Genomic DNA, 14,137 nt, shown 5'->3' on the forward strand with positions numbered 1-14,137 from the left:
CTGGCTACTTGCGGTAATGGCGCTGGTCTTCCTGATGGTTGCGGCGCTGGTGACCGCTGCCGAGGCGGCCTTCAGCTACCTCCCGAGGCACGAAGGCGAAGCCCTCGTGTCCGAATCGCGCAACTCCGCACTGCGCGGCATCCTCGAATCCCCGACCGCGGCAATGCGTGCCCTGCGCTTCTGGCGCGTCTGGTTCGAGATGGCCGGCGCCGTGGCGCTGGCGATCCTGTTCCACGACCTCCTCGGCAACGTGTGGCTTGCCGGGCTGATTGCGACGGCGGTCCTGGCCGTTGTCGGGTTCGCCCTTGTCGGGGTTTCGCCGCGGCAGCTCGGCCGCGCCCACGCTCCGGCCGTTGTCCAGTTCACCGCCGGGTTCGTGGCCTTCCTCTGCGCGGTGCTTGGTCCGATCCCGCGGTGGCTCGTTGCGGTCGGCAGCGCAGTCACCCCCGGTGCGGAGCGCGACGATGCAGCGTTCTTCACGGAAGAGGAATTTCGGGAGATGCTCTCGCGCGCCAACGACGCCGAGATGATCGAGGACAGCGAGGCGGAACTGATCCACTCGGTGTTCGAGATGGGCGACACGATGGTGCGTTCGGTGATGGTGCCCCGCACCGACATGGTCACCCTCGAATCGGGTGCGACGCTCGACGAGTCGATGTCCTTGTTCCTCCGTTCGGGGTACTCGCGCGTCCCCATCATCGGCGAAAGCGCAGACGACATCATCGGAATCCTTTACCTCAAGGACGTCGTCGCGGAGCTGCACGGCCGGTCCCCGGACGGCGGAAGCCGCCCTGTCGACCCGGTCTGCCGCGAGGCCCGTTATGTCCCCGAATCGAAGCCCGTGGGTGACTTCCTGCAGGAGCTCCAGCGCGAATCGACGCACGTCGCGATCGTCATTGACGAGTACGGCGGAACCGCCGGCCTCGTGACCCTCGAGGACCTCATCGAAGAGATCGTCGGCGAGATCGTCGACGAATACGATTCCGAGGTCCCGGAACAGGAAAGCATCGACGAAGGCGCCTACCGTGTCAGCGCACGGATGGGCATCGACGACCTCGGCGAGCTCTTCGGGCTCAACCTCGAAGACGAAGAGGTCGACACCGTCGGCGGGCTCCTTGCCAAGACGCTCGGCAGGGTGCCGATTGTTGGCAGCGAGGTCACAATTGACGGTATAACCCTGCGGGCCGAGCGCCTTGAGGGCCGGCGGAACCGGGTTTCACACATCATCGCCTTCCGGCACGACGCCGACCGCGACGAAGACACTTTGGCAGACGAGAGAGAAACGGCGGAAGAATATGAGCGGCGATAAGCACCGGGCGGGATTCGTGTCCCTGGTGGGCCGGCCAAACGCCGGCAAGTCCACACTGACGAACGCGCTGGTCGGACAGAAGGTTGCAATCACTTCGGCGAAACCGCAGACCACCCGCCACACGATCCGCGGAATCGTTAACCGGGAGGACGCGCAGATCGTGCTCGTCGACACGCCGGGCCTGCACCGCCCGCGCACCCTCCTGGGCCAGCGACTCAACGACCTTGTCGCGGACACGCTCGCCGAGGTCGACGCCGTCGGTTTCTGCATCCCCGCCAACGAGAAAATCGGCCCGGGCGACAAGTTCATCGCACAGCAGCTGGCGCGGCTCAACCGCAAGCCCCTCATCGCGGTCGTCACCAAAACAGACCTCGTTGACCGAGCCCAGCTCACCGAGCAGCTCCTTGCCGTGGCACAGCTCGGCGTGGACGTCGTCGGACCCGACGGATGGGCGGACGTGGTGCCGGTGTCGGCCGCCGACGGGTTCCAGATCGACACCGTGGTCGAGGTCTTTACCCAGCACATGCCCGAATCCCCAGTGCTCTACCCCGGCGGAGAGCTCACCGACGAGCCCGAGGCCGTCATGGTGGCCGAGCTCGTCCGCGAAGCGGCGCTCGAGGGTGTCAGGGATGAACTGCCGCACTCGCTTGCCGTCGTCGTCGAGGAGATGATCCCGCGCGAGGGTCGGCCCGAGGACAATCCCATGCTTGACGTCCACGTCAACCTCTACGTTGAGCGGTCCTCGCAGAAGGCAATTATCATCGGTAAGGGCGGTGCCCGGCTCCGCGAGGTGGGAACCAATGCGCGGCGCAGCATCGAAGCACTGCTCGGAACCCGGGTTTACCTCGACCTTCACGTTAAGATCGCAAAGGACTGGCAGCGCGATCCCAAACAGTTGGTGCGCCTCGGGTTCTAGTCCGCGGGGTTCCAGCCGGCGCCCTGACGGGCGTTCGATGCAGTGCCTTGTTTTTCCGCCGGCAACGGCGCCTAGCTCCTTGAAAGGGACCCGCACGCGTGAGTGAAGACAAAGGACCGTCCGGACCTGTTCCCGCAGGTTCCGGATCCTCCGCGGGCGGACGGGAAGCGGCAGCTCCGGCAGGGAGGCACCTCGGCCCGCCGGCCCGGCCGCGTGCGCTTCAGGCTGCCGCTGTAGGCCTCTCAACGCTCCTGCTCGGAACTGCTGCCTTCGCCGGTTTCCAGGTCCTCCGCCTGCAGTCGAACGTGGACACCCAGCCCCTCAACATCGGGGCAAGCCGGGAGCCTCAGCTGCCCGTCGACCTCAGCACCGATCCGGTGCAGATCCTGATCCTTGGCACCGACACGCGCACCGGCAACGGCGGCGACGATGTCGGCGGCGAGGATCTTTCCTCGGGTTCGGGCAACTCGGATGTGATGCTCCTTGCGAATCTCTCGGCCGACCGGTCGACCGTCACGGTGCTGAGCCTGCCGCGGGACCTCCTCGTTCCCCTTCCCAGCTGCGTCAACCCCGACACGGGAGATGTATCGCCGGCCATGGACCTCGCCCAGCTCAACGGTGCACTGAACTCCGGCGGACCCGGCTGCACGGTTGCGGCAGTGAACGAAATGACGGGGCTCAGCGTCGACCATTTCATGATGGCCGACTTCAACGCCGTCAAGGAACTCTCCGAGACCCTCGGCGGGGTGGAAGTATGTGTCGACCAGGCCGTCGAGGATGAGTTCTCCGGGCTGAGCCTTCCCGCCGGCACCAGCGAAGTCGAGGGGGAGCAGGCACTTGCCTTCCTGAGGACGCGCCACGCGTTCGGGGACGGCGGCGATGCCGGCCGCATCCGCGCCCAGCAGTCATTCATGGCTTCGCTCGCCCGCAAGGTGCAGGAGGAGGGGACGCTCAACAACCTTCCGCGCCTCTACTCGATTGCCGAAACGCTCAGCAAGAACCTGACCGTCGACGAAGGGCTTTCCCAGGTCACGGAGATCCTCAAACTCGCCGACCGCGTCAAGAACGTCGACCTTGGAAACATCGCCTTCGTCACCGTGCCGACCGCGCCGTGGGACGAGGACCCGAACCGCCTGGTGCTCGATGAGGAGCCGGCCGAAAAACTGTTCGCCGCGCTCCGCGAAGACCGCAGCCTCACCAGCGCCTCACCCACGCCCAAGCCGTCCGCCGGCACGCCGGCGCCCGCAACCGGGAGCTCCCAGGGCCCGGCGCCGACCGGCCCCGCCTCGGAGAGCCCCGCCGCCGAGACGACCACACCGGAAACGCCGGCCTTCGACGCCGCCTCGATCCCGGTCACGGTGGTCAACGGAACCGGCGACCCTGCGCGCGCCGCCGAAATCCAGCAGATCCTCCTCGACGAGGGGTACGCCCTGGCTGGAACGCTCGAGGGCGGATCCGCGCCGGTCACCCAGCTCCTCTACGGGCCGGGATACGAAGAGGCAGCGGCCGCACTGCAGGCGCTCCTGGGCATTCCGGACAGCCAGTTCATTGCCAGTGCTTCGCTGCCGGGCATCGAGGTGCAGGCAGGCGCCGACTTCGTTTCGGGGCCGAAGGTGAAGCGCGAACCGCTCGCGCCCGGACTCGACGGACAGACGGCCGAAGAAGTCACCTGCCAGGCGTCTTCAGGGTTCTAGACGGGAGGCGCCCGGGTAGGCGCCTCCCGCGCCCGACTACCAGATGCGCACGCGCTCCTGGGGCTCCAGCCACAGCCGGTCACCGGGGCGGACGGCGAACGCCTCATGGAACTCGTCGAGGTTCCGGACAACCTGGTTGCAGCGGTACTCGTTGGGTGAGTGGGGATCGACGGTGAGGCGGCGCAGGGCCTCCTCGGGGCGGATCTTCTGCCGCCAGCACCGCGCCCAGGAGTGGAAGAAGCGCTGTGCACCGGTCACCCCGTCGATCAGGGGCGGTTCCGCGCCGCCAAGGCTCAGCAGGTAGGCCTCGTAGCTGATGCCCAAGCCCCCGAGATCGCCGATGTTCTCCCCGAGGGTCAGCTCCCCGTTGACCTTCGAGTCCGGTGCCTCGGCGGGGGAGAGCGCCGCGTACTGCTCGACGAGGCGGGAGGTCAGTGCCTCGAAGGCCGTCCGGTCGTCCTCGGACCACCACTCGAGCAGGGCGCCCCTGCCATCGAAGCGAGACCCCTGGTCATCGAAGCCGTGGCCGATCTCGTGGCCGATCACCGCCCCGATCGCGCCGTAGTTCACCGCCGGATCGGCGTCGGCGGTGAAGAACGGAGGCTGAAGGATGGCCGCCGGGAACACGATCTCGTTCATTGTGGGCATGTAGTAGGCGTTCACCGTCTGGGGCGTCATCAGCCACGCGCCGCGGTCGATGGGGCCGCCGAGCTTGTTCAGCTGCCGGTTGTGTTCAAACTCCGACGCCCTGCGGACGTTGCCATAGAGATCGCCCGGCCGGATGTCCAACGGCCCATAGTCGATCCACTCCTCCGGGTAGCCGATCTTCGTGGTGAAGAGGGAGAGCTTGTCGAGGGCACGCGTGCGGGTGGCCTCGGTCATCCATTCCCTGGAGGAGATGCTCTTGGCATACGCCTTCACGAGGTTGGAGACCAGATCCATCATTGTCTGCTTGGAACTCTCCGGGAAGTGCCGGGCGACATACTCCTGGCCCACGGCCTCACCCAGTGCACCCTCCACCAGCGCCACGGCGCGCTTCCAGCGGTCCTTGATACGCGGAGTCCCTCCCAGATGAGTGCCGTAGAAGGCAAAGACCGCCTCAACGAACCGGTCATCGAGGTAGTCGGAGGCGTGGAGCAGCACCCGGGTGCCCAGCCACTCCTTCCAGACGGACAGCGGCTCTTCCGCCAGTGCCGCGTCGACCGTTTTCAGGTACTCCGGCTGGCTGACAACGAGCTCTTCGGCCTGCTCCTCGGTGTTGGTGACCACCGCAAGCCAGCCGCTGCTGAAGGGCGCGTGCTCGAGGAGCGCTGCCCGCGAATAAAGGTTGTAGGTCTTCTGGGGGTCCCGGCGTTCGACGGTGGTCATGTGCCCACCGGCCAGGCGGGTCTCGAGGGCGAGGACGGCGTCGGCGGCCCGCGCCGGTTCGCGGTGCCCGGCCAGGGACAGCAGCGTTTCAAGCAGCTTCGCGTACTCCCTTCGCGTTCCCTCGAACCTTTCCTCCCGGTAGTAGGACTCGTCGGGCATCCCCAGCGCGGACTGGTAGAGGTGCAGAAGATAACGGTCGGGGTTCCCAGCGTCGTTGCTGACGAAGGGCGCGCAGAGGCCCTGGACACCGGACCGGGTCAGGGAACCGGTGAGGGCCAGGAAAGAGTCGAGGTCCGCCACCGCCTCAACCTCCGCCAAAGGGCCAGCCACGGGGGAGATCCCGGCGGCGTTGATCGCCGCGGTGTCCATGAAGGCCGCGTACAGCGTGCCGATCTTGGTGAGCGACGGCGTCGCACCGGGTTCCTGGGCCGCGGTCTCCACGATGTCGCGCACCGCGCGTTCGGAGGCATCGGCGAGTTGCGTGAAGGATCCCTCAAGGGGCCGGTCTGACGGGATCACCGTCGACTTAAGCCAGCCGCCGTTCACGTGCCGGAACAGGTCGTCCTGCGCACGCACTTCCTCATCGGCCGCATCCGGCGCAATCCCGGCATCGCTCATCGGGTTCTCCTCAAGGTTGTCTCAACGGGTGTTTTTTCAACGGGTTCGGCCAGGCGCGCTCCGCCGTCCCTGCGCAACGGAGCGTCCCTTAAGCCATCCTATGTGCCGTGCTATCGTGAGATTGTGCGCGCAAAGACGACTCTTCTTATGTGCCGCGGCGAGGTCACCTAGGACTTTCCAGCTACAGGCCGAACCTCGCTGCGGTGACTGTGTTGCCCGGCCGCCAGCGCAAAGGTTCAAGAGATAAGGCCAATGTAATGCGAAACGCACAAAAGACTTCGGGAATGCCGTTCTCCAAGTACACGCCGTTCCAGGATCAGATCACGGTTGAACTTCCCGACCGCACCTGGCCGGACAAGCTGATCACCAAAGCCCCCCGGTGGTGCGCCGTCGACCTTCGCGACGGCAACCAGGCCCTCATCGACCCGATGAGCCCCGAGCGCAAGCACAAGATGTTCGATCTCCTCGTGCGCATGGGCTACAAGGAGATCGAAGTCGGCTTCCCCTCGGCGTCGCAGACAGACTTCGATTTCGTCCGCCAGCTGATCGAGGGCGACAGGATCCCCGACGACGTCACGATCCAGGTGCTCACCCAGGCGCGGGAGCACCTGATCGAGAGGACGTACGAGTCCCTCGCGGGAGCCGACCGCGCCATTGTTCACCTCTACAACTCGACCTCGGTCCTTCAGCGGCGGGTGGTCTTCAACCAGGACCAGGACGGCATCGTCGATATTGCGCTGACGGGCGCCCGGCTCTGCCGGAAGTTCGAGGAAACCCTCGGCAACACCCACGTCACGTACGAGTACTCGCCCGAGTCCTTCACCGGGACGGAGCTGGAGTTCGCGGCGCGCATCAGCAATGAAGTGGCGGCCGTCTTCGAAGCGTCCGCCGACCGCCAGATGATCCTCAACCTGCCGGCCACCGTCGAAATGGCCACCCCCAACGTCTACGCCGACTCGATCGAGTGGATGTGCCGCAACCTTGAGAACCGCTCGAACATCATCCTCTCGCTCCACCCCCACAACGACCGCGGAACCGGAGTCGCCGCCGCCGAGCTCGGCTACCTTGCCGGCGCCGACCGGATCGAGGGCTGCCTGTTCGGCAACGGGGAACGCACCGGCAACGTCGACCTCGTGACCCTCGGCATGAACCTCTACAGCCAGGGCATCGATCCGCAGATCGACTTCTCTGACATGGATGAGATCCGCCGCACCGCCGAGTACTGCAACCAGTTGTTGGTGCCCGAGCGTTCACCCTATGGCGGCGACCTCGTCTTCACCGCGTTCTCCGGATCCCACCAGGATGCCATCAAGAAGGGCTTCGAAAGCATGGAGCGCGACGCGAAGGCCGCCGGCGTGAGCGTTGACGAACTCCCATGGGCCGTCCCCTACCTGCCGATCGACCCCAAGGACATCGGTCGCAGCTACGAGGCCGTCATCCGGGTCAACTCCCAGTCGGGCAAGGGCGGCGTTGCCTACCTGCTCAAGCACGAGCACAGCCTCGACCTCCCGCGCCGCGCCCAGATCGAATTCTCCGGCGTCATCCAGCGGCGCACCGAGACCGTCGGCGGGGAAATCAGCGGGCCCGAACTGTGGGCCGTGTTCCAGGACGAATACCTGCCCACCCGCGCGGGCGAGGACTCCGCGCAGTGGGGGCACTACGCGCTCACCTCGGTCAACACCGACACCGCCGAGGACGGCTCCTTCAAGCTCGCAGCCACCCTGCTCGTCAACGGGGTGCAGCAGCGACGTTCCGCGGTGGGCAGCGGTCCGATCGCCGCACTGCTTGAAATCCTCGGGCAGGACGGGGTCGACGTGCGCGTCCTCGACTACACCGAGCACGCCCTGTCCTCGGGCGGGAACGCCCGCGCGGCAGCCTATGTGGAGTGCGCCGTGGGGGAGCGGGTGCTGTGGGGCGTGGGAATCGACGCCAACACGACGATGGCGGCGCTCAAGGCCGTGGTGTCGGCGGTCAACCGGGCGATCCGGGACGCCGCCTGACTCCTGCGGCGTCGAGTTAGTGGGACAATTGTAGGGTGCCCAAAATGTCAGCGTCCCGCACCTACCGCGCCGAAGGCGTTGTGCTGCGGACCTACAAACTGGGCGAGGCCGACCGGATCATCGTGCTGCTGACCCGTGAACACGGGCAGGTGCGTGCGGTCGCCAAAGGCGTGCGGCGGACGAGCAGCAAGTTCGGTTCGCGGCTCGAACCCTTCATGACAGTCGACCTGCAGCTTGCATCCGGACGCAACCTCGACGTCGTCACCCAGGCCCAGACGAAGGGCGCGTACGGGCACGGCATCGCCGCCGACTACGGCCGCTACACCGCGGCGGCTGCCATCGCAGAGACGGCGGAACGCCTGACCGACACCGACGGCGAGGCTGCCGGCGCGCAGTACGGCCTCGTGGCCGGAGCCTTCTCGGCTCTCAGCCGCGGGCTCTACCCGCCCGAACTGATCCTCGATTCGTACCTGCTGCGCGCCCTGGCCACCGCCGGGTGGGCGCCGAGTTTCTCCGAATGCGCCAAGTGCGCGGCCCCCGGACCGCACACCGCTTTTTCGGCGCCGCTGGGCGGTGCCGTGTGCGCCGAGTGCAGACCGCCCGGAGCGGCGTCGCCGTCGCCGGCAACGATGGACCTGCTTGCTGCGCTGCTCACCGGCGACTGGGCTGCGGCCGAAGCCTCGGAAAGCGCGGCCCGCCGTGAGGCGGCGGGCCTCGTGGCAAATTATCTGCAGTGGCACCTTGAGCGGGTCGTCCAATCACTACGACATGTGGAGCGTGTGTGACTTCGAATATTCCGGCAGCCGGTCCGGTGGCCCCCTGGCCCCACCCGAGCGGGGAAACGGCACCTGCCATCCCGCGCGAGTTCGTTCCGGCCCATGTGGCCATCGTCATGGACGGCAACGGTCGGTGGGCCAACGAGCGCGGGCTGCCCCGCACGGAGGGCCACCGCGCCGGTGAGGCCGCGCTGCTCGACGTGATGGCCGGAGCCATCGAGATCGGCGTGAAGCACGTCTCGGTGTACGCGTTCTCGACAGAGAACTGGAAGCGGTCGCCCGATGAGGTCCGGTTCCTGATGGGGTTCAGCAAGGACGTCCTGCGCAGGCAGCGCGACCAGTTGAACGAGTGGGGCGTGCGCATTCGCTGGTCCGGGCGCCGGCCCCGGCTGTGGCGCTCGGTGATCTCCGAACTCGAGGCGGCCGAACAGCACACCCTGGGCAATTCGACGTGCACGCTGACCATGTGCGTGAACTACGGGGGCCGGGCCGAGATCGCGGACGCCGCGCGGGCCATCGCCGAGGAGGTGGCGGCGGGCCGCATCAAAGCTTCGTCAGTCAATGAGGAAACGGTCCAGCGGTTCCTCGACGAACCGGACCTGCCCGACGTCGACCTGTTCCTCCGCACGTCCGGCGAGCAGCGCCTCTCCAACTTCCTGCTGTGGCAGTCGGCGTATGCCGAGATGGTCTTCATGGACACCCTCTGGCCCGACGTCGACCGGCGCACCCTGTGGCGGGCCATCGAGGAGTATGCCTCCCGGGACCGGCGCTACGGAGGCGCCGTCGACGCCGCCGCAGCCGCGCGCGGCTGAGGCCGGGGGGTCAACGGCTTAGAGGCTCAGCGTGTAGCCGCGGACCCACCTGTCGAGCTCGCCGTAGACTTCCCGGCGCACCTCCCGCCGGGAGAGAAGGACGTCGTGGAGGGCGCCGTCGAACCGGCAGATCATCACCCTCCGCCCGAGGTCCGTGGCCCTGCGCACCATGGGGGACACCTCGAGGATGCTGTCGGCCTCGAGCATCGCCGGGCTCCACGTGGGACTGACGGCCGAACGGGCCGAGGCAAGCACGAGCACCGGCGCCTCGATGTGCAGCCCCCGCGCCACGGCGGCATGGCCCGCGAGCACGGCCGTCAGCCACCCGGCCGTTACGGGGAACCCGAACTCGGGCCGCCAGCGCCGGTCAAGGTCCCACTCGCCTTCGGCCTCGCTGCTGATGCTGCGCCAGTAATACCCGAATTCGGGGAGCCGCAGCCGGGTCTTGGGGCGAAGCCGGCTGATCGGTTCAAGCAGACCCTGCGTTGTGCTGCGCAGCAGGGCGCTGCCCTGGGTGTCGAGCCAGGGGCTGTTCATGATGAGCGAGGTGACCCGCCCCGGGAACCGGTTGGCCCACAAGGCCGTCGTCAGGGCGCCGGTCGAGTGGGCCATGATGCTCAGCTCAACCTCCACGCCGCCGCCATGTTCCTCCTGTACCGCAGCCTCGACGGCGTCGATGGCGGCATCGAGATCGGCGTCGTACTCCTCGAGGGACCGCACGTATCCGGGTGTCTGCCACTGCCTGAGGCTTCGGCCGTACTTGCGCAGATCGAGGGCGAAGAACTCGATGGCCCGCTCACTGAAGAATTCGGCGAGTTCCGTGTGGAAGAAGTAATCGCTCCACCCATGGATGTACATCACGGCCGGCACCCGCCGCGGCTGGACCCCGGCGGCGGGCGCAGCCGGAGCGGAACCATTGCCGGCGGTGGAATCACTGCCTGGGGTGGAATTGGCTCGTTTGGCCGGTGCCCGGCGGTAGGAGACGAGGGTGGCGAAACAGGGGCCCTCGTCTTCTGGCTCCAGTTCAAGGGTGAGCTGTCGATAGCCGTCGCCCAGGGGGTCCGGCTCCCAGGTGCCAGTCATGATTCGGCCAAATCCTCCGGGTGTCGTGCCCGAGTTGTTCGAGCGGCGGTCCTCATGGGAACTTTAGAGCATGCGCATGTACCCAACCTTCTTCCGCCTCGTGTTTTCCGGAATGGACGCCGAGAAAGCGCACCGGATTGGGTTCGGGCTGATCCGCGCCGCCGACCGCACGCCGGCCGGGTGGCTGCTGAGGCGCTACTGCAGCCCTCCGGCGGACCTGCAGACCACTGCCTTCGGCGTCGTGTTCCCCTCGCCGTTCGGTCTCGCCGCGGGATTCGACAAGGGAGGAAAGGGCATCAGCGCCTTGACGACCCTCGGCTTCGGCCACGTCGAAATCGGGACCATCACCGGTGCGGCCCAGCCGGGCAACCCGAAGCCGCGGCTCTTCCGCCTCATCGAGGACCGGGCCGTCATCAATCGGATGGGATTCAACAACGACGGCGCCGCGGCCGTCGCCCCCCGCCTGCGCGCCGCCCGTGCCCGCCTTGAGCGCACCTACCGTTCGAACCGCCCGATCATCGGCGTGAATATCGGCAAGACCAAGAAGGTCGACCTCAGGCATGCCACGGCCGACTACCTGCTCAGCGCCGCCGAACTTGCCCCTGCGGCCGACTATCTCGTGGTCAATGTCAGCTCGCCGAACACCCCCGGACTGCGGCTCCTGCAGAAGGTCGACTCGCTGCGCCCGCTGCTGACCTCCGTCCGCCGCGCCGCCGATGAAGCGGCGGGCCGCCACGTGCCCCTCCTTGTCAAGATCGCTCCCGACCTCACCGACGCAGACCTCGACGACGTCGCCCGGCTGGCCCTCGACCTTGGCCTCGACGGCATCATCGCCACGAACACCACGATCACCCGCAACGGACTGAAGGCGCAGCCGGAAGCGGTGATGTCCATGGGGGTGGGAGGCCTGAGCGGAGCGCCCCTCAAGGCACGCTCCCTCGAAGTGCTCAAACGCCTGCGCGCCGCCGCAGGCGACGACCTGGCCATCATCTCGGTGGGCGGCGTCGAGTCGGCGGAGGACGTCCTGGAGCGCCTCGACGCCGGAGCCACCCTTGTCCAGGGCTACACTGCGTTCCTCTACGAGGGGCCGCTCTGGGCCGCCCGCATCAACCGGGGCCTTGCCCGGGCCTTCCGCTCGCGCCAGCAGCGCTGAGGCCCGGCGCCGGGCGGGGCGGGTGGGCCGCTCAAGCGTTCTGTCGGTACCGTCCGCGGCCCATAAGGTCCGCAGTCAGGAGACCTTTAACGCGAAGGGGTGGCCCGGCGCACCGGTCCACCCCTTGAATGTTCGTCTTCGCCTCCCGCGCGGCGAGGCTGAATCCTAGGCCGGGTACTGTCCGCGCTTGTTGAGCGGCTTGGGCAGGCGCAGGCGGCGCAGCTGCAGCGCGCGGGTGACACCGTACCAGAGATCCCCGGCATTGGGGCCGCCGAACTTCTCGGTCAGGCGAGCCTTGAGCTTGCGGCGCAGCAGGAAGCAGTCGGCGATCACTACCAGGATCAGCACCCAGAACCCGAGCATCACGGCGCTCTGCACGGCGAGGCTCTGGATGAAGCTGAGGATCACGAACACCAGTGCCGCGAGCATGAGGAATTCCCCGACGTTCCACCGTGCATCGACGAACTGGCGGATGTAGCGGCGGTTCGGGCCTTTGTCACGCAGCGGCAGGTAGCGCTCCTCGCCGGTGTTCAGGGCCTCCCGGATCCGGGCGCGCTCCTCGGCGACCGCCGTGCGGTTCTGCCCGCGCGCCGCCTTCCGGTCCTCGGGCACCAGCGGCCGCTTGCGGGCGGCCTGCTGAACGCTTCGCTTGGGAGTCGGGGCGCCTTTTCCAGCTGCCCGCTGGCTCTCTTCGCGCTGCTGGCTCATCCGGTCAATAACATCCTGGGCCGCTGGGGCGTCTTTCTTTCGTCCAAACACACCCTCAGGATACCCGCAGGTAAGCCGCCGGGCGTACGCGCACGAAGGCTGCGCCGCGCGGGAACGGCCCCCTTGACGCCGCGAGGCGGTGCTCCTCCCGCTGCCGGCCCGGCCCCGGCTGTGTAGGGTCGATATATGAACCTCCACGACGCGGCCGAGCGGCCGCCCAGCAGCACTGACCAGCACGTCGAGGCGCTCCGTTCGAGCGTCGAGGCCGCTTTCCCAAGCATCGTCGAGCAGCTTTCCTCACTGGTGGCCATCCGTGGCATCGCCTGGGAAGCGTTCGACCCCGCCGAGCTGGACCGCAGCGCCAAGGCGGTAGCGGACCTGATCCGCGCCGCCGGCGTCGACGATGTCCAGATTCTCCGCGTTGACAATGCCGGCGTCCCGGGCGGCCCGGCCGTCGTTGCCCGCCGTCCTGCCGCGGCGGGCCAACCCACCGTGCTCCTTTACGCACACCACGACGTCCAGCCCCCGGGGGACCCGGATCTGTGGGAGAGCGACCCCTTCACGCCCGAGGAACGCAACGGACGCCTCTACGGGCGGGGCGCTGCCGACGACAAGGCCGGGATCATGGCCCACGTCGGCGCCCTGCGCGCCCTGCTCGAGGTATTCGGCGACGAATTCGGTGTGGGTGTGACCCTGTTCATCGAGGGCGAGGAGGAAGCCGGCTCGCCGACCTTCAGGTCCTTCCTTGAGACGCACCGCTCGTTGCTCGAGGCCGACGTCATCGTCGTTGCCGATTCGAGCAACTGGAAGGTCGGCGTGCCGGCCCTGACCACCAGCCTCCGCGGCCTGGTCGACGGCACCATCGAGGTGCAGGTCCTCGACCACGCGGTTCATTCCGGAATGTTCGGTGGCCCCGTCCTCGACGCGCCGACACTGCTCGCACGGCTCATCTCGACGTTCCATGACGACGCAGGTGACGTGCGCATCGCTGGCCTGGCCGGTGGCGACCACGCCACAGTCGACTACGCCGAAAGCGACTACCGGGCAGACAGTTCGGTGCTCAAGGGCGTGCGGCTCGCCGGCACGGGCTCCATCGCTTCACGGCTCTGGCATAAGCCGGCCCTGTCGATCATCGGCATGGACATCCCCAGCGTGGCACTGTCCTCGAACACGCTGCTGCCTCGTGCGCGGGCGAAGTTCAGCCTCCGCCTGGCGCCAGGCCAGGACCCGGAGCAGGCCATGCGGGCCATCGAGGATCATGTGCAGCGGCATGCCCCCTTTGGTGCGCGGGTGACTTTCACACCGGGGGAGACGGGCAGCCCGTTCGCCACCGACACCTCGGCGCCGGCGGCCCAGCTCGCACTGCAGGCGCTGGAGGAAGCGTGGGGCGTGCCGGCCGTCGAAGCGGGAATGGGCGGGTCGATTCCCTTCATCGCAGACCTGACAGAACTGTTCCCACAGGCCCAGATCCTCATCACCGGTGTCGAAGACCCCGACTCCCGGGCGCACAGCGCCAACGAATCCCTCCACCTCGGAGAGTTCAAGCGCGCGGTGCTTGCCGAGGCCCTCCTCCTGGCGGGGATCAGCAAGGGCCGCCTCACTGGGCCTGGTGCCGAGGGTGCGGCAGGAAGCCCAAGTTAACTGCAGGAGAAGCGCGGCGTACCATGGAAGGGACTCCAGAACGCCGCATTGACGGGGAC

11 protein-coding genes are annotated in these 14,137 nt (G+C 67.5%); 8 read left to right on the forward strand and 3 right to left on the reverse strand.

What is annotated here, in order from left to right:
• Positions 1 to 16 precede the first annotated feature (16 nt).
• The 3 genes from AC4D2R_RS08500 to AC4D2R_RS08510 all read left to right on the forward strand — a co-directional run bounded on the left by AC4D2R_RS08500 (position 17) and on the right by AC4D2R_RS08510 (position 3,919).
• Complete coding sequence (locus AC4D2R_RS08500) at positions 17 to 1,309, forward strand: hemolysin family protein (protein WP_490939817.1); 1,293 nt, start codon at positions 17 to 19, stop codon at positions 1,307 to 1,309.
• Positions 1,296 to 2,225, forward strand: coding sequence for a GTPase Era (era, locus tag AC4D2R_RS08505; protein ID WP_490900199.1), 930 nt, complete (start codon positions 1,296 to 1,298; stop codon positions 2,223 to 2,225). The genes AC4D2R_RS08500 and era overlap by 14 nt, the downstream gene beginning before the upstream one ends.
• A 98-nt stretch (positions 2,226 to 2,323) precedes the next feature.
• The gene (locus tag AC4D2R_RS08510) at positions 2,324 to 3,919 is read left to right on the forward strand and encodes an LCP family protein (protein WP_490939284.1); all 1,596 of its coding nucleotides are present in this window, start codon (positions 2,324 to 2,326) and stop codon (positions 3,917 to 3,919) included.
• Between the two features lie 36 nt (positions 3,920 to 3,955).
• Here the strand turns inward: AC4D2R_RS08510 and AC4D2R_RS08515 are convergent, their stop codons facing one another.
• The gene (locus AC4D2R_RS08515; protein ID WP_490939286.1) at positions 3,956 to 5,905 is read right to left on the reverse strand and encodes a M13 family metallopeptidase; all 1,950 of its coding nucleotides are present in this window, start codon (positions 5,903 to 5,905) and stop codon (positions 3,956 to 3,958) included.
• Between the two features lie 257 nt (positions 5,906 to 6,162).
• Between AC4D2R_RS08515 and leuA the strand changes: the two genes are divergently transcribed.
• From leuA to AC4D2R_RS08530, 3 genes are read left to right on the forward strand one after another with little or no spacing between them, the layout of a single operon-like run.
• Positions 6,163 to 7,905 carry a 2-isopropylmalate synthase gene (gene leuA / locus AC4D2R_RS08520; protein ID WP_490939288.1) on the forward strand — a complete coding sequence of 581 codons (1,743 nt, stop codon included), beginning with the start codon at positions 6,163 to 6,165 and terminating at the stop codon, positions 7,903 to 7,905.
• A 44-nt stretch (positions 7,906 to 7,949) separates the two neighbouring features.
• Complete coding sequence (gene recO / locus AC4D2R_RS08525) at positions 7,950 to 8,690, forward strand: DNA repair protein RecO (RefSeq protein ID WP_490939290.1); 741 nt, start codon at positions 7,950 to 7,952, stop codon at positions 8,688 to 8,690.
• Positions 8,687 to 9,493 carry an isoprenyl transferase gene (locus AC4D2R_RS08530; RefSeq protein WP_490939292.1) on the forward strand — a complete coding sequence of 269 codons (807 nt, stop codon included), beginning with the start codon at positions 8,687 to 8,689 and terminating at the stop codon, positions 9,491 to 9,493. The genes recO and AC4D2R_RS08530 overlap by 4 nt, the downstream gene beginning before the upstream one ends.
• Positions 9,494 to 9,511: 18 nt before the next feature.
• Here AC4D2R_RS08530 and AC4D2R_RS08535 read toward each other — a convergent pair whose 3' ends face one another.
• Positions 9,512 to 10,576, reverse strand: coding sequence for an alpha/beta hydrolase (locus AC4D2R_RS08535; protein ID WP_490939294.1), 1,065 nt, complete (start codon positions 10,574 to 10,576; stop codon positions 9,512 to 9,514).
• Positions 10,577 to 10,646: 70 nt separating this feature from the next.
• Here AC4D2R_RS08535 and AC4D2R_RS08540 point away from each other — a divergent pair, with 70 nt between their 5' ends.
• Complete coding sequence (locus tag AC4D2R_RS08540; RefSeq protein ID WP_490939296.1) at positions 10,647 to 11,729, forward strand: quinone-dependent dihydroorotate dehydrogenase; 1,083 nt, start codon at positions 10,647 to 10,649, stop codon at positions 11,727 to 11,729.
• A gap of 165 nt (positions 11,730 to 11,894) precedes the next feature.
• Here the strand turns inward: AC4D2R_RS08540 and AC4D2R_RS08545 are convergent, their stop codons facing one another.
• Entirely contained in the window at positions 11,895 to 12,488 is a 594-nt protein-coding gene (locus AC4D2R_RS08545; protein ID WP_490939298.1) for a DUF3043 domain-containing protein, read from the reverse strand.
• A gap of 135 nt (positions 12,489 to 12,623) precedes the next feature.
• Between AC4D2R_RS08545 and AC4D2R_RS08550 the strand changes: the two genes are divergently transcribed.
• Positions 12,624 to 14,078, forward strand: a complete 1,455-nt coding sequence (locus AC4D2R_RS08550) for a dipeptidase (RefSeq protein ID WP_490939300.1) — start codon at positions 12,624 to 12,626, stop codon at positions 14,076 to 14,078.
• The last annotated feature ends 59 nt before the right edge of the window (positions 14,079 to 14,137 follow it).

The sequence above is a fragment of the Arthrobacter sp. TJ-217 genome (assembly GCF_058269255.1).